General features: G+C 38.4%; 22 protein-coding genes and 1 tRNA gene. 19 read left to right on the forward strand and 4 right to left on the reverse strand.

What is annotated here, in order from left to right; all coding sequences use genetic code 11:
- Window positions 1-128 precede the first annotated feature (128 nt).
- Window positions 129-704, reverse strand: coding sequence for a hypothetical protein (locus tag DWX96_RS13185; protein ID WP_117699226.1), 576 nt, complete (start codon window positions 702-704; stop codon window positions 129-131).
- Window positions 705-893: 189 nt separating this feature from the next.
- On the opposite strand from DWX96_RS13185, the gene DWX96_RS13190 reads away from it, so the two are divergent.
- Window positions 894-964: transfer RNA gene (locus tag DWX96_RS13190), tRNA-Cys, on the forward strand.
- A gap of 2 nt (window positions 965-966) precedes the next feature.
- Here DWX96_RS13190 and DWX96_RS14985 read toward each other — a convergent pair.
- Together DWX96_RS14985 and DWX96_RS13200 are read right to left on the reverse strand one after the other, a co-directional pair.
- Window positions 967-1,605: a YesL family protein gene (locus tag DWX96_RS14985; RefSeq protein WP_118057731.1), complete on the reverse strand. Its 639-nt coding sequence runs from the start codon at window positions 1,603-1,605 to the stop codon at window positions 967-969.
- 26 nt (window positions 1,606-1,631) lie between these two features.
- Window positions 1,632-2,681, reverse strand: a complete 1,050-nt coding sequence (locus DWX96_RS13200) for a LacI family DNA-binding transcriptional regulator (RefSeq protein ID WP_118057732.1) — start codon at window positions 2,679-2,681, stop codon at window positions 1,632-1,634.
- 260 nt (window positions 2,682-2,941) lie between these two features.
- On the opposite strand from DWX96_RS13200, the gene DWX96_RS13205 reads away from it, so the two are divergent.
- From DWX96_RS13205 to DWX96_RS13265, 13 genes are all read left to right on the forward strand, one after another.
- On the forward strand, window positions 2,942-4,402 hold the full coding sequence (locus DWX96_RS13205) for a glycoside hydrolase family 32 protein (protein WP_118057733.1): 1,461 nt from the start codon (window positions 2,942-2,944) through the stop codon (window positions 4,400-4,402).
- A gap of 1 nt (window position 4,403) precedes the next feature.
- Entirely contained in the window at window positions 4,404-5,696 is a 1,293-nt protein-coding gene (locus DWX96_RS13210; RefSeq protein ID WP_117699248.1) for an ABC transporter substrate-binding protein, read from the forward strand.
- Between the two features lie 87 nt (window positions 5,697-5,783).
- A complete protein-coding gene (locus DWX96_RS13215; protein WP_117842185.1) occupies window positions 5,784-6,716 on the forward strand; it encodes a carbohydrate ABC transporter permease in 933 nt (310 codons plus the stop codon).
- A complete protein-coding gene (locus DWX96_RS13220) occupies window positions 6,713-7,540 on the forward strand; it encodes a carbohydrate ABC transporter permease (RefSeq protein WP_022242530.1) in 828 nt (275 codons plus the stop codon). Before DWX96_RS13215 ends, DWX96_RS13220 begins: the two co-directional genes overlap by 4 nt.
- 20 nt (window positions 7,541-7,560) lie before the next feature.
- Window positions 7,561-8,667: a glycoside hydrolase family 172 protein gene (locus tag DWX96_RS13225; protein WP_118057761.1), complete on the forward strand. Its 1,107-nt coding sequence runs from the start codon at window positions 7,561-7,563 to the stop codon at window positions 8,665-8,667.
- Between the two features lie 39 nt (window positions 8,668-8,706).
- Window positions 8,707-10,173, forward strand: coding sequence for a glycoside hydrolase family 32 protein (locus DWX96_RS13230; RefSeq protein ID WP_330415648.1), 1,467 nt, complete (start codon window positions 8,707-8,709; stop codon window positions 10,171-10,173).
- Window positions 10,174-10,295: 122 nt separating this feature from the next.
- Window positions 10,296-11,264: a PfkB family carbohydrate kinase gene (locus tag DWX96_RS13235; RefSeq protein WP_117699239.1), complete on the forward strand. Its 969-nt coding sequence runs from the start codon at window positions 10,296-10,298 to the stop codon at window positions 11,262-11,264.
- Window positions 11,265-11,410: 146 nt separating this feature from the next.
- Window positions 11,411-11,893 carry an RNA polymerase sigma factor gene (locus tag DWX96_RS13240; RefSeq protein WP_118057735.1) on the forward strand — a complete coding sequence of 161 codons (483 nt, stop codon included), beginning with the start codon at window positions 11,411-11,413 and terminating at the stop codon, window positions 11,891-11,893.
- On the forward strand, window positions 11,883-13,106 hold the full coding sequence (locus DWX96_RS13245) for a hypothetical protein (protein WP_118057736.1): 1,224 nt from the start codon (window positions 11,883-11,885) through the stop codon (window positions 13,104-13,106). Before DWX96_RS13240 ends, DWX96_RS13245 begins: the two co-directional genes overlap by 11 nt.
- Before the next feature lie 210 nt (window positions 13,107-13,316).
- Entirely contained in the window at window positions 13,317-13,577 is a 261-nt protein-coding gene (locus DWX96_RS13250) for a Gfo/Idh/MocA family protein (RefSeq protein ID WP_330415621.1), read from the forward strand.
- A gap of 125 nt (window positions 13,578-13,702) precedes the next feature.
- Window positions 13,703-14,173: a phosphohydrolase gene (locus DWX96_RS13255; RefSeq protein ID WP_118057737.1), complete on the forward strand. Its 471-nt coding sequence runs from the start codon at window positions 13,703-13,705 to the stop codon at window positions 14,171-14,173.
- Window positions 14,167-14,925 (forward strand): putative ABC transporter permease, encoded by a 759-nt coding sequence (locus DWX96_RS13260; protein ID WP_158561857.1) that lies wholly within the window; start codon window positions 14,167-14,169, stop codon window positions 14,923-14,925. The genes DWX96_RS13255 and DWX96_RS13260 overlap by 7 nt, the downstream gene beginning before the upstream one ends.
- A 337-nt stretch (window positions 14,926-15,262) precedes the next feature.
- Window positions 15,263-16,186: an Rpn family recombination-promoting nuclease/putative transposase gene (locus tag DWX96_RS13265; RefSeq protein ID WP_118057739.1), complete on the forward strand. Its 924-nt coding sequence runs from the start codon at window positions 15,263-15,265 to the stop codon at window positions 16,184-16,186.
- Window positions 16,187-16,290: 104 nt separating this feature from the next.
- On the opposite strand, the gene tyrS is transcribed toward DWX96_RS13265, so the two are convergent.
- Complete coding sequence (gene tyrS, locus DWX96_RS13270) at window positions 16,291-17,517, reverse strand: tyrosine--tRNA ligase (protein ID WP_118057740.1); 1,227 nt, start codon at window positions 17,515-17,517, stop codon at window positions 16,291-16,293.
- A 659-nt stretch (window positions 17,518-18,176) separates the two neighbouring features.
- Between tyrS and DWX96_RS13275 the strand changes: the two genes are divergently transcribed.
- The 5 genes from DWX96_RS13275 to DWX96_RS13295 are packed head-to-tail and all read left to right on the forward strand — an operon-like array spanning window position 18,177 to window position 21,602.
- Window positions 18,177-19,202, forward strand: a complete 1,026-nt coding sequence (locus tag DWX96_RS13275) for a glycosyltransferase family 2 protein (protein WP_118057741.1) — start codon at window positions 18,177-18,179, stop codon at window positions 19,200-19,202.
- Between the two features lie 33 nt (window positions 19,203-19,235).
- Window positions 19,236-19,787, forward strand: coding sequence for a hypothetical protein (locus tag DWX96_RS13280; RefSeq protein WP_117947264.1), 552 nt, complete (start codon window positions 19,236-19,238; stop codon window positions 19,785-19,787).
- Entirely contained in the window at window positions 19,729-20,835 is a 1,107-nt protein-coding gene (locus tag DWX96_RS13285) for a lysylphosphatidylglycerol synthase transmembrane domain-containing protein (protein ID WP_118057742.1), read from the forward strand. The genes DWX96_RS13280 and DWX96_RS13285 overlap by 59 nt, the downstream gene beginning before the upstream one ends.
- A gap of 57 nt (window positions 20,836-20,892) precedes the next feature.
- Window positions 20,893-21,291: a hypothetical protein gene (locus DWX96_RS13290; protein WP_118057743.1), complete on the forward strand. Its 399-nt coding sequence runs from the start codon at window positions 20,893-20,895 to the stop codon at window positions 21,289-21,291.
- A complete protein-coding gene (locus tag DWX96_RS13295; protein WP_118057744.1) occupies window positions 21,291-21,602 on the forward strand; it encodes a hypothetical protein in 312 nt (103 codons plus the stop codon). Before DWX96_RS13290 ends, DWX96_RS13295 begins: the two co-directional genes overlap by 1 nt.
- Window positions 21,603-21,837 lie beyond the last annotated feature (235 nt).

Below are 21,837 nucleotides of genomic sequence, written 5' to 3' on the forward strand. Positions count from 1 at the left end.
TAAATCTTTTACAGAATGGGATTAGCCATCAACACGTTTTGTCCTATAACCCTCTTTTGAAGAACTGCATAAGAAAAGCGCAGGGCAATGAATGCTCTGCGCTTAAATTTTTTCGCTATGTAATAATTCTACTGTGGCTGATTTGGATTCTGCTGTTCTGGCTGCTGATACTGCTGCTGACCATTGAACTGCTGTGGCTGACCGTTGAACTGCTGCTGTCCGTTGAACTGCTGTGACTGACCGTTGAACTGCTGCTGTCCGTTGAACTGCTGCTGTCCATAATAAGCCTGCTGTGCCTGATTTACCTTTGGAGCTACAATGCCGTAAGCCCAGTTTGCAAGTCCGTTTAATCCAGGAACGTTTGCTTCGTTTCCTTTGGCTGTGTTTACAAGAGCCATGATACAGAAAATCAGAACTACAAGGCTTACAATACCATCGATGACAGAAATTGCTGTTCCCCATACAGAACCCATAAGAGGTATCTGGTATAAGAAATCGAAAATGTTTAAAATACCATTTACGATATCTGCAAAGATACATAAGAAAAATGCCTGAATTACCTGACGGGAAGCCCATTCATTTTTCTCCACGATGAGAACGAAACCAGTCAGTAATGCAAGAACAGTGCTGTATCCTAAGAATGCAAGGATAAATGCGGCTACTGCATAAAATGATAATCTGATTCCTAACTTACCTTTTTCCATTATATTTGTTCCTCCTAAAAATGGTTTAATATTTTATAACATTATAAGTATACTGTTCTTATGTAAAAAAAGCAAATAAATTTGCATGGAATTGTGTAAAAAGCAGGTAGAAATCTGTAAATTCTCTCTTGACGGATTTGTGCTGCTTTGGTAAACTATATGAGTGTGAATTGACACAATTAAATATGTGGCGTCTTAGCCAAGTGGTAAGGCACGGGTCTGCAACACCCTTATCGCCGGTTCAAATCCGGCAGACGCCTTTTTAAAGAGAACCGATGAGGTTCTCTTTTTTTAATAGTAGTTGCAATATGAAAGTATGCAGAAATGAAATTCCGGAAAAGCCTATTATAATAAAAGCTGCTAACACATATCCGGTTATTTTTGGTAACAATATGGGAATAGAAACTGGTAGTGCATTTATGCAAATACATAAAAAAGTAGCTGGAAGATATTTAAAAGTCAATATAACTGCATTTTTTACGGTATGTTTTAAAGTAGTTCTGTATTGATCCGGAAGAAAAAATGCATAAATAAGAAATCCCTGCAATAACAACAAAATAAGAAATTGTATACAGAGAGTGAGAGACCTGAAAAAGGTTTCTGGCATAAAAGGTAAAATGTATAAGTTAATCAGACAAAATATAAATAAAATCATTACAGGTAGCCAAAGAAGAATATTCTGCTTTAAATTTTTTCTCCAAAAGAAAAAATAAGTTCTTGCAATATAGGATTCTGTATTTTGTGAAAGTTTTAAATTTGTTTGATAAAGGGCGTAAAAGGATACCCCGATTGTAATGATAGGAAGGGATGTAATAATGAATAAAAAATTTAAAGCAATTAAACTGGTAAATTTGTTGATAAATCGAAAAAATTTACCATCAAGTGAAAAGAAGTTTTCCATAGTATAATATCCTTTCAAAATTAATTCTATATTGTGGAATCCCGGATAATAAGTTTTGTTTCATATTCCATATATGAATGAGGAGAGTTTGGGTATTGTATCCGCTCTAACATCTGGCGGGCTGCAGCAATACCAAGGTATTTTTTTGGAGTCTGTATTGTAGTGAGAGAAGGCGTAATCCTTTCAGAAGCAGGAATACCATCAAATCCTACTACACTTACATCTTTTGGAATCTGATAACCCAAAAATTGAAGAGCATATATTAATTGGATTGCTGTACGGTCATTCCCGCAAATAAATACATCCGGGACAGAAGCCATCTTTTGTAATTTTTTAACGACTATTTGAAAGTCCTGAAATTCATCAGAAGTTTCTGTTAATAAGCAATGTTTCCGGTCTAGTTCCAGGTGATTATCAGAAAGACATTCTTGTAATGCATCAAAACGTTCCTGAAAACCTCGTCCTACATTTGCGGAATAAATATCTCCAACAAAGGCAAAACGCTCGGCACCCTTGGAAATTAAATGATTTACAATCCGGTGAATATTTCTTTTGTTTTCCATAGTAACAATATCTATCATATCTAAAGCAGGATTATAATCCTTTGGTAAATCAACAGTAATAATTGGAAGATTATATTGTAACAATGCATTGCAGATAGCCCCATCACAAATTTCCACAAGAATAATACCTTTAATGGAAGGATCTTTTAATGCAGTAGGAAAATCCATTTTTTTCAAATCACTTTCAGACATGATTCCAATTACAAGATGATAATGTGCATTAGATAAGATGGATTCAATACCTGTTAAAACCGCAGTCCAGAATTCAGAGTCTGGTGCATAGGTTTTGGTAAGAAACAGGATAGAACCATTATTCACATTAGATGGAGAAGTAACATCTCCCGATTCGGAAAAAAGTTCTTTGTTTATGTTATTGTAATTCAGTTCTCTGGCTTTATTTAAAACCCGCTGCTTTGTTTTCGAAGAAACTTCATTACTGTTTTTTAAAGCTTTAGCAACAGTATTTCTGGATAAGTTTAATTCTTCGGCTAATTGTTTAATCGTGCATTTCATACTTCCACCTCCAGATTTATTGTAACACTTTATTAAGAATAAAGGAAGAAGAAAATGTGCGAAAAATAAAAATGCATGAAATGCACAAAATAACAATGAAAAGATGTATAACATGTATAAAACAACAGTTTTTATTATGTAAAAAAAATAGAAAATGATAAAATTGAGAAAGGTATGTTGAAAATAAATAGTGCATATGCTAAAATTTGAGCATAAAAAGAACGAGAAAAAACATGCAAATAGTGCAAAGAGAGGTGCATATGAAAAAATTATTGTACAGACCAAAAGATGCATGGGTTGGAGATTTAATACCGTATTATGAAAATGGAACTTTTTATGGTTATTATCTGCATGATCCAAGAATCAGAGACAAAGAGTATGCAGAAGAAACTACCTGGCATCTTGTAACAACAAAAGACTTTGTAAATGTGGAATACAAAGGGGAAGCAATCAAGAGAGGAGGAGATGACAAGCCAAATAAGAATGCTTACACTGGTTCCGTAATAAAAGACAAAGAAAATCTTTATCATGCATTTTTTACTGCGTATAATGAAGATATAAAAATTAATGGAAAAAGTGTACAGTCTGTAATGCAGGCAGTAGGAACAGATTTAGAACATCTTAATACAGTAGAAGAATTTTTGTTTGTTTCTGATGGAAAGCAATATGAAGAATTTGACTGGCGGGATCCATTTGTATACTGGAACGAAGAAGATGAATGTTATGACATGCTTCTGGCTTCAAGAATTAAAGGAGGAGGTGAATTAAGGGGAGGCTGTATTGCATTGTGTAAGTCAAAGGATTTGAAACAATGGACCTATGAAAAACCGTTTTATGCCCCTGGCATGTATATCACCATGGAATGTCCTGAAATTTTCAAGATGGGAAATTACTGGTATCTGGTTTTCTCCACTTTTTCGGATCAATTTACTACACATTATAGAATTTCAAAAAGTCCAAATGGACCATGGGAAATTCCTGAAGATGATGTCTTTGACACCAGATCAGATTATGCAATCAAAACCGCATCAGATGGACAGCGAAGATTTGCATTTGGATGGATTGCAAGCAAATATGGAAATAAAGATTTTGGACCATGGGAATGGGGTGGAACAATGGTGTTCCATGAATTGATTCAGAATCCGGAAGATGGAACATTAAAAGTCCGTGTTATTCCAGGTGTGAAAGAGTTCTATGATGAAGTACAGGATATGAAACCAGCAGCAGGCTATAATAGCCGGATAACAAAGACAGAAAAAGGAATTCATGTAATAAGTGATACCTTAGGCTCCGGTGTCTATGAAATTCCGGAAGATTGCTTTTCAATTGAAATGGATGTCTGTGTGAAGCGGGGACATGAATTCGGAATAGCGTTACATGTTGATTCTGAAATGGAAAAGGGTTATTTTTTAAGAATGAATCAACGGAAAAAGGAAGTAGCATGGGATATGTGGCCACGTTCAGAAAAGGGCATCTATCAGTGGCAGATAAAAGGTGATGTACCATACCAGATAGAAACATCCAGAAGGCTTCCGGATGCAGATGAATATCATTTACTGATAATAAGAGAAGATGATATCTGTATTGTGTATATTAATGATGAAATTGTATTATCTACCAGAATGTATGATCACAAAGGTGGCTATGCCGGTGTTTATGTGGTACAGGGAGAAGTAGAATTAAACAATTTTGTGATAAAAACAAGAAAAGAGAGGGATTAAAATGAAAAAGAGAATGATGAGTATTTTATTGTTAGCAACAATGGTAACAGGGTTGATTGCAGGCTGTGGTTCTACAAAAAAAGAAGCAAAAAATGATGATGATGATGTGGTAACTGTTACGTGGATGACATCAAGACCTGTGGATGGTGAAATAGATCAGGTAATGCATGAAATTGCAGATCAGTACAGTAAAGAAAAAGGCGGAAAGTGGAAAATTGAATTTGAAACAACAGCGGACAGACCTTCCTATTTACAGAAATTAAAGACATTAATTGCCGGAGGCAATATGCCGGATATAATTGATATTGATGCCGATCCATATTGTCAGGAGCTGGTAGATGCAGGAATGTTAGTAGATGTAAAACAATTTTTAAAAGATAATGACAGATATGATGATTTCTATCCGATTGCATTAAAATATCAGGAATTTACAGATGGTTCCATGTATACTTTACCATTAGAATATCATGTGGAAATGACATGGTATAACAAAGAAATTTTTGAACAGTATAATCTGACACCACCAACTACCATGGATGAGTGGCTGAATGTATGTAAAACCTTAAAAGATAATGGAATTACACCGATTTCGGTAGATGGTGTTGACAGATGGCCGGTACAGAGATACTTAGCAATGCTTCCATTTAGAGAAACCGGAAATGATTTTATCATTAATTTAAGAGATGGAAAAGAGAAAATGGACAGTGAAACCGGAAGAGAAGCAGCAGAATTTATGAAAGAAATGGGTCAGTATTTTAATGATGGATTTGCTGCAACAGACTATGCAACAGCACAATCAATGTTTTTAGATGGAAAATCTGCAATGTATTATATTGGTGACTGGGAAATCGGCGCTATGCAGGATGCATATGAGCAGGGTAAAATTGATTATTTTTATCTTCCTACTATTGAAGGTGCAAAAACACAGCCAAATGAATTTTGTATAAATTCTGGAATTGGTATGGCATTTAATGCAGAAACATTTGATGAAAAAACAAAAGATTTTATCTTATATGTAATTGATAATTATGGTAAATTATATGCTGGAAAACAGCAGATGTCTCCAATTAAAACCGATTTACCGGATGATGTTGAATACTCAGATCTTTATCTGAAAATTCAGGAAGATATGCAGTCTACAGGTGAAAACTTCCTGAAGCCTTGGGATACATACCTTGATTCCAATACCAATACCGTTATGCAGGATAATTTATTATTGCTGGCATCCGGTGATTTATCAGTAGACGATTTTTGTAAACTGGTAGATGATTCTATTGCAGAATATACAAAATAAGTAAATGACATATCGAGATATGTATTATCATGATTGGTAATACATATCTCGTAACAGATTTATATAAATGAAAAGGAAGGAGTTATAATGGGCGTTATAAGAAACAAAAAGGCCTTTCTGGCATTTTTACTTCCAGGATTATTGTTCTATATTTTGGCAGTATTTTATCCAATAGAAGAGTCTATTCGATTAAGTTTTATGAAATGGGGAGGAATAGGAAAAAAGCAGTTTGTCGGATTGGAAAATTATGTGACTATGTTTCACGACGAAGTTTTTTATAAGGCATTTTTTAACAATCTGATTTACCTTGTTATTGTAGTTTCCATGCAATTATTAATTGGACTGTTTTTTGCAATATTGCTGACATATATGACAAAGCATGTGACACTGGTTAAAACGTTGTATTATGTACCATGTATTATTACAACAGTTGCTATCACACAGCTTTTTAGAAGTATGTACTCAACAGAGCCTATGGGATTATTGAATCAGATATTACAAAAAGTAGGTTTAGGTGGAATGGTAACGTCCTGGCTTGCGAAAGTAAGTACTGTATTACCAGCTGTATCCATACCGGAAGGATGGAGATTTACTGGAATGTATATGGTTATATTTTATGCTGCACTGGTTTCATTAGATCCTTCTGTATATGAAGCTGCCAAAATAGATGGCGCTTCTGAAATGCAGATATTATTTAAAATTAAAATGCCATTGATAAAAGATATTATACTTCTGACTTTGACGATGTGTTTGACAGGAGCATTAAGAGGATTTGATATTCCATTTTTATTGACAAGTGGTGGACCGGGAAATGCCAGCGAATTAATGTCTACATATATGTATAAAAAGGCGTTTTCAAGTAACCAGTATGGTTATGGCAGTACTTTAGCGGTGTTTATTATTATTGAAAGTATTTTAGTTGTTTATATTTTAAGAAAAATTTTTACTTCAAAGGAACAAAAAGAAGAAAAAAGAATTGAAAAAGAACGCATCAGAAGGAATAGGAGGGGAAATCATTGAAGAAAAAAATAATAAAAATAATATTTGCAGTATTGATTATTCTCTTCTTAATCATTCAGATATATCCGGTCATATGGTTGTTTGTTGCAAGTGTGAAACCAACCGTAGAGTTGTCAGCAGCTCCATTTGCATTTCCAAAGAGTATTACGCTGGAAAATTTTTCTAAGGTTTTATCAGATGGTAAAATCGGTATGTATATGTGGAATAGTTTAAAGGTGACCGTTATTTCGCTGATTCTGATTGTAGTATTAAGTTCTACTGCAGGATATGCATTGTCAAAATTTAAAGTAAGAGGAACAAAAACAATTTATTCTTTCTTTACATTTGGAATTATGGTTCCAGTACAGATTACATTAATACCATTATTTATTTTTTATAGTAAACTAGGTATTTTAAATACAAGTTTTTCTTTAATATTACCACAGGTAGGATTTGCATTACCTTTATCAGTTATGATGTTTGTAAGTTTTTACGAATTTGTTCCGAATGAATTGATAGAGGCAGCGGTTGTTGATGGGTGTTCACCGCTTCGGACTTTTATTCAGATTGTGTTCCCATTAGCAAGAAATACCGTTATTACAATTGCTTCCATGTATAGTATTCTGATTTGGAATGACTTTATTTTTGCAAATACATTTATTAGTGATACTTCAGCCAAGACAGTGGCAATGGGATTAAAAGATTATGTCGGAGCATTTGGAAATGTGGACTGGGGTTCAACATTTGCTGCAATAGCAATTTCAATTCTTCCTCCACTGGTAATCTATTTTGCATTAAATAAATGGGTAACAGCTGGAATGACTATGGGTGCAACGAAAGGATAAGGTATAAAATGGATAAAAATATGATTATGCTGCCAGGAACAGCAGCAATGCTTCCCTATCTGACACATGGAAAAAGCAGGGCGATTAATGCTGAAAACAGGACAGGAGAAAAGGGAAAGGGAGGTATGGCAGCCAGCGTTCTCGGAAAATCAAGAAAAGGCAGTCCGTGTTTGAATGATATCCAGCCGGGAGAGACGGTTGTTTTAGGAGAAATAGATGGTCCGGGAATTATTCATCATATATGGATAACAACGGATAATAAAACGTCAGAAGGAGATTGCTTTGTTCTTAGGGACCTGGTTCTCAGAATGTATTGGGACGGCGAGGAAAATCCATCAGTAGAAGTACCGTTAGGGGATTTTTTCTGTTGTGGATTTGGAAAAGAGTGTTATATTAATTCCAGTCTTATAACAGTTGTCCCATCCAGAGGGTTAAATTCTTATATTCAGATGCCATTTAAAAAGAGAGCAGTTATTACATTAGAAAATCAGCATGCAAATGCAATTCCGGCTTTTTTTTATCAGATTGATTATAATTTATACAATTATCTGCCAGAAGAAACGGAATATTTTCACGCAAGCTGGAGAAGAGAAGCTCTTACCGAGCTGGGAAAAGATTATGTTATTGCAGATGGAATAAAAGGTAGTGGTCATTATATCGGTACATATATAGCATTGTCTACACTTCAAAGATATTGGTGGGGTGAAGGAGAAGTAAAGTTTTATATTGATGGAGATGAACAATATCCAACAATCTGTGGAACCGGAATGGAAGATTATTTTGGAGGTTCCTGGAGTTTTGCCAAACATGAAGACGGAAAAACGATAGAACAGACATATACAACTCCTTTTCTTGGATATCCATATTATTCAAGGCATGATGATCTGGTAAATAATTTATATCATAATGATGATTGTCCACCAATGCGCGGTTTTTATCGCTGGCATGTCATGGATCCGGTGTTTTTTGATGAGGAGCTTAAGGTTACTGTGCAACAGATTGGTGTTGGACATAAAGGTTTATTTGAACGTCAGGATGATTTGTCAAGTGTTGCATACTGGTATCAGAAGGAACCACATAATGTTTTTTCAAAGCTTCCTGAGAAAGAAAAAAGATGGCCAAGATAGAAAAGGGAGCAGAAAGGTCAATTGATGTCAAAGGAAAAAATGCTTCAGGAAATTGAACGGGCACAAATAGTAATTAATCAGAATAAAGAAAAAGTTTCACAGGGAAAAATGAGGCAGAAATACCACTTTATGGCAGAAACGGGATGGATTAATGATCCAAACGGATTGATATATTTCAAAGGAAAGTATCATTTTTTCTATCAGTATAATCCATATCAGAGTTTTTGGGAAAATATGCACTGGGGACATGCTGTCAGTGATGATTTGATTCATTGGGAGTATCTTCCGGTTGCATTAGCACCAAGTGAACCTTATGAAGATCATTTGAAGGGTGGATGTTTTTCCGGAAGTGCAATTGAATTTGACGGAAAGCTATATTTAATATACACAGCAGCAACGAATCATGGAAATGGATTTGTCCAGACACAGTGTGTTGCTTATAGTGAAGATGGTATTCATTTTGAAAAATATGAAAAAAATCCAGTTTTAACAGCACCGGAAGGGATTTCGCCAGATTCTTTCCGGGATCCCAAGGTATGGAAACACGAAGACAGCTATTATATGGTATGCGGAGCTTCAAAAAATCAAAAAGGACAGGCGTTATTGTATCGCTCAGAAGATTTGATACATTGGGCATTTATAAATGTATTAGCAGAAAGCAGGGGAGAATGGGGAACCATGTGGGAATGTCCTGATTTCTTTCGTATAGGAAACCGGTATGTTTTAACTTTTTCACCTATCGATGCAGGAGAGAGGACTTGTGTGTATTTAACCGGTTCGTTTGATTATGATACCGGCAGGTTTGATTATGATGTTTCAGGAGAAATTGATTGGGGTTTTGATTATTATGCACCACAATCATTTCAGGCACCTGATGGAAGAAGAATTATGGTTGCATGGGCAAATGAATGGGAATGGATGCCGTTTTTTAAAGACTGGGGACCGACTTACAGGGAAGACTGGTGCGGATTCTTTAATTTTCCGCGCGAAGTTAATATGACCAAAAGTGGAAGATTGAGTTTTGTTCCGATACGGGAGTTAAAAAAATGTAGAAAAAAAACTGGTAAATATGTTCAGGACAAGTTGGTGATTTGTGATTCGCAACAAGAGTTAAAATCAGATGATGGAATAGCATTTGAACTGAAATTTAATATAAATTTACGAGCGAGCAATGCACAGCAATTACTTGTAAAATTAAGATGCGATGAAATAAATCAAACAGTTTGTATATTTGATTTGAAGAATGGAGAATTAAAAGTAAATCGTAATAAGGCAGATGGATGGAGTAAAGGGATATCACACAGTATACTCTTTTTAAAAGAAAAAGATGTATTAGATGTTCATATTTTATCTGATCAAAGTTCCTTAGAATTATTTACTGATAATTATCAAAATAATCATTCTATGAATGTATTTGCGGGAAATGAACAAAATAAAATATATTTTCAGGCAGTAGAAGGAAGTGTTGTGCTGGAAAATGTAGAAGTGTATGGAATTGAACCGTGAAAAAATGAATTTCATTTCATGGTATGATGATATAGAAGAAAAGGAAGTGATAAACCAGTTCGGAAAAGAACTGGTTTCATTTCTATAAAAACAAAAGGAAGAAATATAGGAGGAATCGTAATATGAAAAAGAGCTTTGATGTTATTGCATTGGGAGAATTATTAATTGATTTTACGATGAATGGACAGAGTGAACAGGGGAATGATTTGTTTGAAGCATGTCCTGGTGGAGCGCCATGTAATGTTCTGGCAATGTTAAATGAAATGGGAAAGAAAACAGCATTTATTGGCAAAGTTGGAAAAGACCAGTTTGGAAAATTGCTTCGAAATACGTTAAATGATATTGGAATTGATACCTCCAATCTTTTTACAGACAGTACTGTAAATACAACACTTGCATTTGTACATACATTTCCGGATGGTGACCGTAAGTTCTCTTTTTATCGTAATCCGGGTGCTGATATGATGCTGACAGAAGATGAAATTAATACAACATTTATTTCCCAGGCAAAAATTTTCCATTTTGGAACGTTATCTATGACACAGGATAGTGTAAGAGCTGCAACAAAGAAAGCGGTTAAAGCGGCAAAGGAGAGTGGAGCACTCATTTCATTTGATCCAAATTTAAGGGAACCTTTGTGGAGTTCATTAGAATTAGCCAAAGAACAGATGAATTATGGATTTAGTCAATGTGATATATTGAAAATCTCTGATAATGAGATTCAGTTTGTTACTGGAAAAGAAGATTATGATGAGGGAATCAGATGCCTTCAGGAAAAATATCAGATACCACTCATTCTCTTAACAATGGGAAAAGAAGGAAGCCGCGCTTATTATAAGGGAATGCGTGTGGAATGTAGTGGATTTTCTGTAAAGACAATCGAGACAACAGGTGCAGGAGATACGTTTATGGGAAGTGTGCTGAATTATCTTCTGGAACATGATTTTAATAATTTGACAGAAAAGCAGTTGGAGGAACTTTTAAAGCTGGCAAATGCAGCGGCAGCTATAGTGACAACCAGAAAAGGTGTTATCCGTGCAATACCAAAAAAGAGTGAAATAGAAGAACTGCTTCAAAGGAATATGTTATAATTTATAAAAAGATTTGGACAATAAAAAGAGCTGTGGCACAGTTGAGGTTTGGGTCGGTCAGCTCTTTTTTTGTAACCTTTTTCCATCCCCATTTGTATATATAGTGAAAGGCCTTTTAAACAGAAAAGAAATATGAGGGATCACTCATGAGAATAGCAACTGAGGTATTAGCGGAAAAGTATAAAGACCATTTATTTGCAGCGGCTTTCAATATCTGTAAAAATGCAGCAGATGCCGATGATGTGGTGCAGGATACTTTTCTTCAATATCATACAACCAACAGACAATTTGAAAATGAGCAGCATATCAGAGCATGGCTCATTCGGGTGGCAATCAATAAAGCAAAGAATATCAATCTTTCTTTCTGGCGGCAGAAAGGTGTGCCGTTAGAAGAATATATGGAGACACTGACATTTGAGACACCAGAAGCCCAGACACTGTTTACAGAAGTCATGAAGCTTCCAGAGAAGTATCGAATCGTCATACATTTATTTTATTATGAGGATTACACCATCCGGGAAATCGCGAAGATTATGAATGTGACAGAAAGCAACGTGAAGGTCAGGTTGACGCGTGGTCGCAGACTGCTCAGAAATGTATTAAAGGAGGAATGGGAAAATGACAGATAAAGAAAGATATAAACAGGCTTTTTCTTCTTTGCATGCCTCCGGACATATTTCTTTGGAGGTCAATATGAATCATAATAGAAAATTTCATCCAACACGTAAATTAATCGCAGCAAGTGCCTGCGCCGTATTGTTGTTAGGCGGCAGCAGTGCCTATGCAGCGTATCATTTCCTAAGTCCGTCACAGATTGCGGATGAAGTAGCGGACAATGGAGCATTGAGCCGGGCATTTGCCGGAGAGGATGCGGTAAGCGTCAATGAGACGCAGCAGAGCAATGGCTATGATATTACCTTATTAGGACTGGTGTCCGGAGAAAAATTAGAGCTTTGTGTACCACAGGAAACTCGGGAAAATGTCAGCAAATCACATACTTATGCAGCTGTTGCAATTGCAAAAAGTGACGGAACGGATATGGAAGACCGCAATTTCTTTGTGGCACCGTTAATCAATGGCGTGTCTTTTTTGGATGCCAATGCAGCAACCATGGATGAGACACTTACCTGGTTCTGTAAAGACGGCGTTCTTTATGAGCTGATAGAATGTGATGATTTGGAAATATTTGCAGACCGTGGCGTACAGTTGGGAATCGTGGACAGCTTCGGGAGCGAAACGGCTGCATTTCGAATGGACAATGAAAGTGGCTCTTACCGTAAAGTGGAAGACTATGCTGGCACAATTGCACTTTTTACCCTGCCATTAGATACCACTAAGGCAGATCCGGCGGCAGCGGAGGAGTACCTTAAGAAGCTTGAAGAAGCTGCGGCAGGAGCTGAGACAGCAGATACGGAAGGAACTGCCGGCAGAGCAGAAGTCAGCGTAATTACCGGAGCAGAAAGTAAAGCTGCAGCAGGCTATATGAATCAGCAGGTCAGAGATTTCGTGGATGGAATTACAGCAGATAATTTATCGGATTATTTTGAAATCGTAAAGGATTATCCGGTATTTTCTGCTACACCGGACGAAAATGGCTGGGTAGATTTTGGAACACAGTATATTGAAAAAGAAGATTATGTTGCAAATGGCGGAAGCGGCGAAGTTTCCAACTGGCTTGCAGAGGATGAATATTTTAGCGTCAATGCAATTACCATGTCAGGAAACGATGGAAAAGAAGATGCTTCCACACTTCGGATTTCCGTTGTTTTCCGCAATGAAGACGGAAGTCTTACAGAAGCATTGTATCAGATAAAACCGGACTGCGTCGATTTGATAAAGTAAATTTAGTAAAGATATGACATAAAAGAGGTTGTTACACTGGATAGATTTTTTACCAAAATCCGGCTGTGGCAGCCTCTTATAAAATGCATTTTCTTATGATAAGATTATGGCAAAAGTGAGAAATCAGTTAAGAAAAAAGGAAGAGATAATATGAAAAAGCAGTAGCATTTGCGGAAAAATATGGCATTGCAAAGGTCTATGATTCCATAGATGAAGTTTTTTTTATATATGAATCTTGCAGGCGGGGCAATGCTTGACATTGGCGTATATGCACTTTCTATTGTAAGAAGCTTCATGGATAAAAAGCCGGAAGAGGTTGTGAGTCAGAGAAAGGTATCACCAACTGGTTCAGATGAGCAGGCAACCATCTTATTAAAAAATGATTCAGACCAGATGGCAGCAGTTGCGCTTTCCATGCATTCCAAGCAGCCGAAGCGGGCAATGATAAGCTGCGAAAAGGTGTTTTTATAGCTTTCAGGTATTTATAAAAAACATTCATGGTTACAGGTTAAGGAAATCGTAAGAATCCGGGCATTGACGTAATACATGATATTGATTAAGATGGAATAAGATGAGAAGTAAGGAAGTTAAAGAAAATGGAAGCTTATAGTAAAGATACTTATTTCATGAATATATTAAAGCAGGTTGAGGCAGAAACCAGAATTTTGCAGTCCAGGGAGCATATTCAGCATGGAACCACCACGGTATACGAGCATTGCGTTCAGGTGGCATATGAAAGTTACCTTTTTGCAAAAGAACATCAGCTTCAGGTAGAAATGGAGCAGCTGATCCGGGGAGCATTGCTTCACGATTATTTCTTATATGACTGGCATAACCAGCTGACGCCGCATCATCTGCATGGATTTTTCCATCCGGGTGTAGCACTGCAGAATGCCAGCATGGATGTGGAATTAACTCCGATAGAGCATGACATTATCAAGAAGCATATGTTTCCGCTGACGCTGGTGCCGCCGAAATACTTGGAAAGCTGGATTGTCTGCTGGATTGACAAGAGATGTTCTACCAGAGAGACCTTACAGCGCAGATGCAGGGAGGAAGTATGTTAGTACAGGTAAGAGAATTTATGGGCACATGCGGAAATGTGTTCCTGCATTTTCTGGTAGCTGGCAGAATTTATTTCCTGTGGTTTGTGATTTACAGTGCAGCAGGATGGCTTTATGAATCTGCCATTTGCTCCCGGATAAAATATCATAAATTTATCAACCGTGGCTACTTAAGAGGTCCGTGGATTCCGATTTATGGAGCGGGAGCAGTGCTTAATTACTGGCTCATTGGCTGGATTGGAAATGTGCCGGCAATCTTTGTGGCAGCCATGTTTACCTCCGGCGTAGTAGAGTATATTACTTCTTATGCGATGGAGTGTATGTTCCACAAACGTTGGTGGGATTATACCAGATACAGATATAATCTGAACGGGAGAATCTGTCTTTATGGCTGCATCATATTCGGAATCGGAAACGTGATACTGCTCCGCTTCGTTCATCCGGTAATCATGCAGCTTACCGCAGCAATTCCGGAGCTGGTGCTCACCAGAGTGGTACTTTTCCTATATATTCTCTTTGTAGTTGATGTGGTTTATACGACCGTACATATGGAAACCGTCCGTGCAAGAATGGAAAAGCTGGCACGGCAGATGCGGGACCGGAAAGAATGTTACCTTTATATGGCAGGGGAGCAGAAGGAGTACTGTAAAATTTACTTCGAAGAGAAGAAGGAGCGCTGTAGCAGTTTTGTGGAAGAACGGAAAGAACTGTGTGTTCAATATGTGGAGAAAGTGAAAGACTGGTTCCGGGGGTAGAAGCCTTCGGTACCGGTTTTACGGTACCGGTTTTATAAATATTTTACTTGTTTTCTTCAAGGGCATTTGTTACAATCAACACAAAGCATATATTCTGATTTTCGAGTGGCGGAAGCCAATCTAAATTTCTGGTATCAATTCAATGAATTCTATGCTTTTAAATTCTAATTACAATTTACGAACGCATAGTGCATTGGATAGGTGGAATTTCAGAATCGGAAATGAGATTATGATAACAGTACCTGACAAATAAGTTTGAACGATATGAAAATTCGTTCTTACGAAAAGCCAAGTATATCATCCTGCTTTTCCTTGCACTATGGGAAAAGGAGGAAACATGAAAACTTTAGAAGAACTGAATCTGGTGGATGACTTTCTGGTAAACAGCCTGACCAGCCACAAAATTTACGGGGAACAGTCGGCGAGGTACATTTTGGAATGCATTCTGCGTCGGCAGATAGGAAAGCTTACAGTAGTGCCGCAGCGCTTCTTCTGTGGAGAGAATACAGAGACTCACGGCATTCGGCTGGATGTGTATCTGGATGAAGAGAACGGAGAAATCTTTGATATAGAACCAGACCAGAATGATGGAAAAGAAGAAATCGTATCACTGCCCCGAAGAGTTCGGTTTTACCATGCGAAGATTGACGCAGGAAATCTGACAGCAGGGGATACCTATGGGAGTCTTCGGAATGTCATCGTAATCTTTATTACAACTTATGATCCCTTTGGATTGAATCGTATGGTGTATACAATCAAAAATGGATGTATCGAAGTACCGGAATTAGAATATGAGGATGGCGCACAGACGATATTCTTGTATACAAGGGGAAGGGAAGGAAACCCGCCGGAGGAATTAAAACAGCTACTGCATTACATGGAGCATTCATCCATAGAGAATGCTCCATCTGAAAACTTGAAAAAGTTACATCGGATGGTAACGGCAGTTAAGCGGGATGGAGAGGTAGGTCTTGCATATATGAAGAGTTTTGAGAGAGAAGAGCGGATTCGAAAACAAGGCGAAGCAGAAGGAAGAAAAGCCGGACTGGAAGAAGGTAAGAAAGCTGGGTTGGAAGAAGGTAAGAAAGCTGGTTTAGAAGAAGGCTTGCAGGAGGGAAAAGAAGTAGAAATCATAAAGCTCGGTAGTAAATTTGGAAAATCAGATGCCGAAATCCTGGCATTGCTGCAGGAAGAATTACAGATAACGGAAGAGCAGGCAAAACAGGTATTAGAAAAGTATGGAAAGACTTTGGATTTATAAAGCGATAAGATTCAGAAAGAAATAGAGTTATAGGACAAAAAAGAGTTGTACCGGAATGTCCATCAGGACAAATCGGTACAACTCTTTTGGCTTATTTTTATAGATTATTTCATTACAATTTTACAGAATTTCTTCTTTCCACGTTTCAGAACAAATTCTTCTGCATTTTTGATATCATCTGGAGTATATGTGGTCTTGATGTCGGTTACTTTTTCGCCGTTGATGGTAACACCACCCTGCTCTACGGCACGACGTGCCTCGGAACGGGAAGCACAAAGTCCGGCAGAAACAAGAAGTCCCATGATATCGATAACGCCATCGCGAAGGTCTGCCTCTGTAATTTCAGCAGCAGGCATATCTGCATGATTGCCGCCGGAGAATAATGCTCTTGCACTCTCCTGTGCTTTTTTGGCTTCCTCTTCGCCGTGAACTAGATTGGTCAGTTCGTAAGCTAAGATTTCTTTTGCCTGGTTCAACTGGCTGCCTTCCCATTTATCCATTTCGTCAATCTGCTCTAACGGCAGGAAGGTTAACATACGCAGACATTTTAATACATCTGCATCGGAAACATTTCTCCAGTACTGATAGAAGTCAAATGGAGAAGTCTTATTCGGGTCAAGCCATACAGCACCGGACTGTGTTTTACCCATTTTCTTACCTTCGGAATTCAGAAGAAGGTTGATGGTCATCGCGTAAGCATCTTTTCCAAGTTTACGACGAATCAGCTCGGTTCCGCCTAACATGTTGCTCCACTGGTCATCGCCACCAAACTGCATATTACAGCCATATTTCTGGTATAAGGTATAGAAGTCGTAGCTCTGCATAATCATGTAGTTAAACTCTAAGAAGCTTAAGCCCTTTTCCATACGCTGTTTGTAGCATTCTGCAGTAAGCATACGGTTTACAGAAAAATGAGCACCAACTTCACGCAGTACTTCAATGTAATTTAAGTCCATGAGCCAGTCAGCGTTATTTACCATAAGAGCTTTGTTATCGGAGAAATCAATAAAGCGGCTCATCTGTTTCTTAAAGCAGTCACAGTTGTGCTGAATGGTTTCTGGTGTCATCATCTGGCGCATGTCGGTACGTCCGGATGGGTCTCCGACCATGGCAGTTCCGCCACCAATCAGGGCGATTGGTTTGTTGCCAGCCATCTGGAGACGTTTCATTAAGCAAAGTGCCATGAAATGTCCGACATGAAGGCTGTCTGCAGTTGGGTCAAATCCAATATAAAAAGTAGCTTTTCCATTGTTGATGAGCTCTCTAATCTCGGCTTCATCAGTTACCTGGGCAATCAATCCACGGGCAACTAATTCGTCATATAAAGTCATAATAAAAATCCTTTCTGAAAATGTATTTTTTAAAATTCCGGGAAATATTTTTATCCTGTTTCCCGCATAAAAAAGCCCCCGTCCTATGAAAGGACGAGGGCGAAGTCTCGTGTTACCACCTTTTTTCACAGATTATTCGCATAACCTGCCTCAGTAAGTGTCCGTCACCGACAGGACTGCCATCTGCAGTGCCTTAAGGATATCTGGCAACTTACGCATCGATAACGTGTGCTAATCCGTCGCAGCCTACTCATTCAAATTTCCACAAACCATTTATTTGTAAAGTTTAATTTTGATTTGACAAATATTGAATATTTGGTGCGAAGCTCCGGGATGTATTCATAACAAGCTGCCCCTGTACCTCTCAGCAACCGGTGACTCTCTGTAGGTTTCCTTTGCTATTACTTGTTCCCATCAAAGCCTGTAACTGCCTTAATTATCCCCATTATAGGGGGTAACTTAAAATTTGTCAAACATAAGATTTTAAAAGCCGGATTTAAAAATTTGTTATTTATTGTTTAACAAATCTTAAGGAAATGTAAATTGACAAATTGCTTTAATTGTGTAATTGTATTAATGGAGTAATACACAAAAAGAAAATTGAAGATAAAAGGAAAGTTCATTCGTTTTAGTAAACAGAGATACAGGAGGTTAGGAAAATGAAGAAAATTACATTTACAGTACCTTGTTATAATTCACAGGATTATATGAAACGTTGCATAGATTCTCTTCTGGTATGCAAAGAGGAAGGGGAAATTATCATTGTAGATGACGGCTCTACCGACAGAACCGGAGAGATTGCCGACGAGTATGCAAAGGAATATCCGGATATTGTGAAAGTCATACATAAAGAAAACGGTGGACATGGTTCCGGCGTAAATGCAGGACTTGAGGCAGCTTCAGGGACTTATTTTAAAGTAGTGGATTCTGATGACTGGCTGGATGAGGAAAGCTTAAAGGAGCTTCTTTCAGAACTTCGGGAATGGGAGTGGCAGGAAAAAGAAGTGGATCTGGTAGTCTGCAATTATGTCTATGACCACCTTTATGAGAATAAGACAAAGCCAATGCGCTATACCAATGTATTTCCGGAGAAGAAGCTTTGTACCTGGAATGACATGGGCAATTTTAAGCCGTCCCAGTACCTTGTGATGCATGCGTTGCTTTACCGCACCCAGATATTGCGGGACTGCAGGCTGCAATTGCCGAAGCATACTTTTTATGTGGATAACATATTTGCATATAAACCATTGCCTTATGTGAAAAATATCTGTTATCTGAATCTGGATTTGTATCATTATTTCCTGGGAAGAGATGACCAGTCCGTGAATGAAAAGGTCTTAATGAAGCGGATTGACCAGCAGATTAAGGTGACCAAACTGGTGTCAGACTGCGTGAACCTTGGTGAGATATCAAAAACTTATCCGAAGCTGGCAGCCTATATGACAAGAAATATCTCTATCATGATGGCAATTTCTTCCATCCATCTGCTGCTGATTGGAGATAAGGAAGCTTATGCGAAACGGGAGAATCTTTGGGAGCATATAAAGGCACTGCATCCAAAGCTTTATAGCATTTTAAAATACCGGAGATTAAGCGGATTTACTTATCTGCCGGGGGGTGTGGCAGGCGGTTTTGTAACCCTGACCGGCTATCGCCTGGCACGGAAAATGTACCAGTTCCAGTAAGAAACAGCAGAAATCGTATAAGAGGATAAGAAAATGGAAAAATTATACATCGGATTAGTAGATACTCCGGGGCTGTTTGCGTGGATGATCCGCAAAGCCATCCGGCAGGATTACATACATGTGGTGCTTGGCATGGACGAGATGCTGGATGAGTGCTACAGTGTGGGAAGAAGATTTCCTTCAATACCGCTTCTGGCGGGCTTCGAGCGGGAAGAAAAGGAGAAAATCATGCGGGCATTTCCAACGGCGCGTTATATGATATTTGCCATAGACTGCACGGAGGAGCAGAAGGAAAATATCAGAAAGCAGCTGAAAAAATGCTATGAAAACCGCTACAAATATCATTACTGCATCGCAGGGCTGCCTTTTATTTTATTGCAGAAGGAATTCTTCCGGGAGAAACGCTATACCTGTTCCTCCTTTATTGCCCGTGTGCTAGAGGAGAATGGATTAAAGCTTTTTTCGAAGCATTTTTCATTGGTAACTCCAAAAGATTTTTATGAATTAGAGCAGAAAGAGGTCATCTATGAAGGAGAACTTAAGCAGCTCATCCGTATGGAGCAGTATCGGACAGAAATTGCATAAGAATAAAAAGAATCTCATCAGTGTCCTGCTGTTTCTCTTACTGGCGGCACTGACTTTCTCTGCTATCTGTAAGGGAAATGATATGACAGAGGTTGCAAAGGCAGTAAGAAAAATGGATGCGTGGTATCTCTTTGGGGCCATGGGTCTGGGGATTTTCTTCGTATCGGCAGAAGGGCTGATGATCTGCTATCTTCTGCGGGCACTGGGAAATCCCGTTGCAGCAGGCAGGTGTATCAAATATTCCTTTATCGGATTTTTCTATTCGGGAATCACACCGTCCGCTACAGGCGGACAGCCGATGCAGCTCTATCATATGAAAAAGGATGGGTTAAAAATATCGGAAAGTACTGTGGTCTTAATGACGGTAGCAGTGCTTTACAAATTTGTGCTGGTGGTGATTGGACTTTTCATGCTGCTGTTTGGCTATCATCCGCTAAAGAATTATCTGGGAAGCTATATGTGGCTTTTTTATCTGGGACTTCTGTTAAATACAGTGCTGGTGATTTTTCTTTTAATCGTGATGTTCGGGCCAAAGCTGTTTCACAATATTGTGACAGGAGTAGAGCGGTTCTGCGTGCGGATTCATCTGCTGAAGTATTCGGAGGAGCGAATCGGGAAACTCTCCGGCTTTGTGGAAAAATACCGTGAGACCGTGCAGTTTTTTGCCGGACATAAGGGAAAAATCGTGGCGGCCACATTATTCACTGTGCTGCAAAGATGCAGTGTATTTTTCCTGACTTATCTTGTATATCTTGGCTTTCATTTAAAAGGCACAGATGTGCTTACAGTCATGATGCTCCAGGCATCCGTCTATATCGCCGTGGACATGCTGCCACTGCCGGGAGCACAGGGAATTACGGAGCTGATGTATAAGAGCATTTTCGCGGGAGTATTTCCGGGCACTTATCTTACAGCATCCATGTGTGTATCCCGTGGAATAAATTTCTACTTTTTGTTGATAACTTCCGCAATTCTTACGGTGATAGTATATATCTTCGAGCAAAAATGCAGTAGAAAGAAACCCGCAGAAACAGCCGAATACAATTGACTTTGAGAAAATTCCCTCATATAATAAAAGTATCAGTTTTATAAGGAGGATATAAATATGGCATGTTTTTTAGTTCCGGCAACGGAAGCTGCGGTTACCACAATTGCAGAGCATGTAGTAAAGGGGAAAGAGGAACGCATAAATAAAGAGGAAGTTACCTTAAGTGAGAGCAGTAAGACACCATTTTCTCATAAATTAAAATGGTTAAACCATATGCTTTGGGGCGGTTCTGCGCTGCTGGCATTTGAACATATCTGGCATGGCGAAGTGACACCATGGTTCCCATTTTTAACAGCAGCAGGAAATCCGGAGGATGCGATGGCAATGCTCCATGAGATGGCAACAACTGGTGTTGCCATGGCAGTACTTGTTACGGCTGTGTGGGCTGGTATGGTAGCAGTATCCAATGTCATCGAGAAACGTCCGGTTATCGGAACAGGTAAGGAGATACAGTAATGACTTTACTTACAGCAGCCATTGCGGCAGTGATTGTAACTTTGGTATGGTATTTTAAGGACGGCACCAACGAGATGCGAATAGGAACCTTAAGTCTTATGTACTGGGGCGCCACACTGATGTGGCTGGTAGATGCGGTAGTTGAGTACATAGAATTAAAGGCGGCGTATTTTACACCGGAACCGGTGGACATGCTGAATGATTTCTTTCTTGGAATATCCGTAGTGGTCTTGGGATTAATCATCTGGCTGATAATGTTTTTAATCAAAGATCCAAAGGGCGTGCTGCAGAAGCGGTTACAGAGAAAATAGAAATATTAATAGTCCCTTTTTTAAAGGTATATTCGAACAGCAAGAGTTTGCAATAGCTGACTCTTGCTGTTTTACTGTGCAGTGCAATTCTTGCACTTTAACTTATCTTCCGGTCAAGTGTTTTAAATTCCCTGTTTTAAAAAATTCCCGGGTAAATGAAAAACCTACACTTTCGGGTAGTTTACAGGCAGGTTATTCGTAATTATTATAAAAACAGATAAAAAGTGTTGAATCG

It is taken from the genome of Roseburia sp. AF22-2LB, from assembly GCF_003461125.1.
In the GTDB taxonomy this organism is placed as follows: domain Bacteria; phylum Bacillota; class Clostridia; order Lachnospirales; family Lachnospiraceae; genus Roseburia_C; species Roseburia_C amylophila.